This is a genomic window from Chamaesiphon polymorphus CCALA 037 (assembly GCF_003003845.1).
In the GTDB taxonomy this organism is placed as follows: domain Bacteria; phylum Cyanobacteriota; class Cyanobacteriia; order Cyanobacteriales; family Chamaesiphonaceae; genus Chamaesiphon; species Chamaesiphon polymorphus.
Genome location: NZ_PVWO01000754.1, coordinates 1 through 2,007 on the forward strand (window position 1 = coordinate 1; position 2,007 = coordinate 2,007).

2 protein-coding genes and 1 pseudogene are annotated in these 2,007 nt (G+C 49.7%); all 3 read left to right on the forward strand.

Annotated features, from left to right (window positions below; translation table 11 throughout):
• Nucleotides 1–119, forward strand: a pseudogene (locus C7B77_RS31280) (IS5/IS1182 family transposase); the annotation flags it as partial.
• Between the two features lie 128 nt (nucleotides 120–247).
• Nucleotides 248–841 (forward strand): LemA family protein, encoded by a 594-nt coding sequence (locus tag C7B77_RS28995; RefSeq protein WP_106313239.1) that lies wholly within the window; start codon nucleotides 248–250, stop codon nucleotides 839–841.
• A gap of 135 nt (nucleotides 842–976) precedes the next feature.
• On the forward strand, nucleotides 977–2,007 hold a 1,031-nt coding region (locus tag C7B77_RS30945; RefSeq protein ID WP_219892320.1), incomplete at its 3' end, for a M48 family metalloprotease.

Genomic DNA, 2,007 nt, shown 5'->3' on the forward strand with positions numbered 1-2,007 from the left:
CCTTTGGATGGTTATCTTGGTGTCGGCGATTGAGTCGAGATCGTGAGGGTTTACCAGCAACTTCGGAAGCTTGGATTCATATCGCAATGATCCGGATCATGGTTCGTCGTTTAGCATAATTTCATACCTCTCCCCAACTTTTCAAACACCCTCTAAGAGCTTGGCTCTGCATGTAATATTTTTAACGATCGAGATTCAGTAATTATATGTGGGTACCCTAAATCTGGTAGTTATCTATTCAGATCCTATGGGAATTCTTATCTTTATCCTCGTATTAGGAGCGACGATCGCGTATATTTGCGTCGATGCTTACAATCGGCTTGTCGCGCAACGCAACCGCTACAAAAATGCCTACGCCCAAATCGATGTCCAATTGCAACGCCGTTACGATCTGATTCCCAACTTGGTGAACACCGCCAGAGGGTATCTCACCCACGAGCGAGAGACTTTAGAGGCAGTAATTTCGGCACGAAATATTGCCATTACTGCCAGTAATAGAGCCGCTAGCGATCCTGGTGCTCCTAGAGCAATGGACAACCTCTCTCAGGCAGAAGGCGAACTATCAGGTGCTTTAGGAAGACTGTTTGCTGTTAGTGAATCTTATCCCAATCTCAAAGCCGATGGTACGATGATGCAGCTCATGGAAGAACTCACATCTACCGAAAATCGGGTAGGCTTTGCCCGTCAAGCTTTTAATGATGCCGTCACGCTCTACAACACCACTAAAGAAGCTTTCCCCAGCAATCTCATTGCCAACCAGTTTGGCTTTAGCTCGGCAGAACTCTTGCGCGAAGTTGCCGTAGAACACGAAGTACGAGTGGCTCCGCAGGTGTCTTTCTAGGAGAGGGGGAGAGGGAGAGACTAGGGGACTGGGGGACTGGGAGACTGGGAAACACTGACATCAGCGATCGACTATCCACTATCCACTATCCACTATCCACAACATTAAAAAAACAATAGAGCTGAGTAGCTGGATATGAGTTTTTTCGAGCAACAGGATCGATCGAGACGCGCGACGCGGACTTTGGTGGGGGTATTTGTAGCCGCAGTCATGTTTACAGGTATCTGTATTTACTTTGCAGCGATGCTATCAATTAATACAACTTCCTTAAAATGGGCGGTGTTTGGCGATCGATTGAGTTGTCAACCGATCGTCCCGACGAGCGTAACAACTAGCCCGCGCGCGATCTCAGCTCAAACCACGATCCCATTATTACCTTCAGCACCCGATCTAGATTACCAGGTAGGTAGATTTAGCGGTTTATCGCGGTTGGGAAATGCTGCTCGGCGCGGTTTCAGCTCGGCACCTCGCCCTAACTACAGATCCAATCGCTCTGTTGGTGGCGGCTATTCTCCCCCTGGCTCCAACTCGCCGATGCCCAATTGTCGTCAGTCAGCTATTTGGTGGGATGGGCGGGTATTGTGCTGGACTTTGCTAGGGACGGCAATGTTAATGGGAATACCAGCATGGTGGAAGATCGAGCAGTTGCGGGCTGGTGGTGCGGTAATTGCCGCCGAATTGGGCGGGAGGCGGATTTTTGTCGAACAGGCGACACCAGCCGAGCGACAGTTACTTAATATTGTCGAAGAAATGGCGATCGCCGCGACAATTGCCGTCCCACCAGTGTATCTTTTAGACAATGAAGCGGGGATTAATGCCTTTGCTGCGGGGTTTACGGTTAATGATGCGGTAATTGGCGTCACTCAGGGGAGTTTGGAGCAACTCACTCGCGATGAATTGCAAGGCGTCATCGCCCACGAGTTCAGTCATATTCTCAACGGGGATATGGCGATGAATATCCGGCTGATGGGGGTATTGCACGGCATTTTATGCTTGCATTTGACAGGACGGCTGCTGAGTTATACGACTTGGAGTCGGGACAATCCGCTGTGGATATTTGGGCTGATGCTCAGAGCGATCGGGTTTTCGGGTTTTATCTCAGGGCGATTGATTCAGAGTGCGATTTCCAGACAGCGGGAATTACTAGCAGATGCCTCGGCGGTACA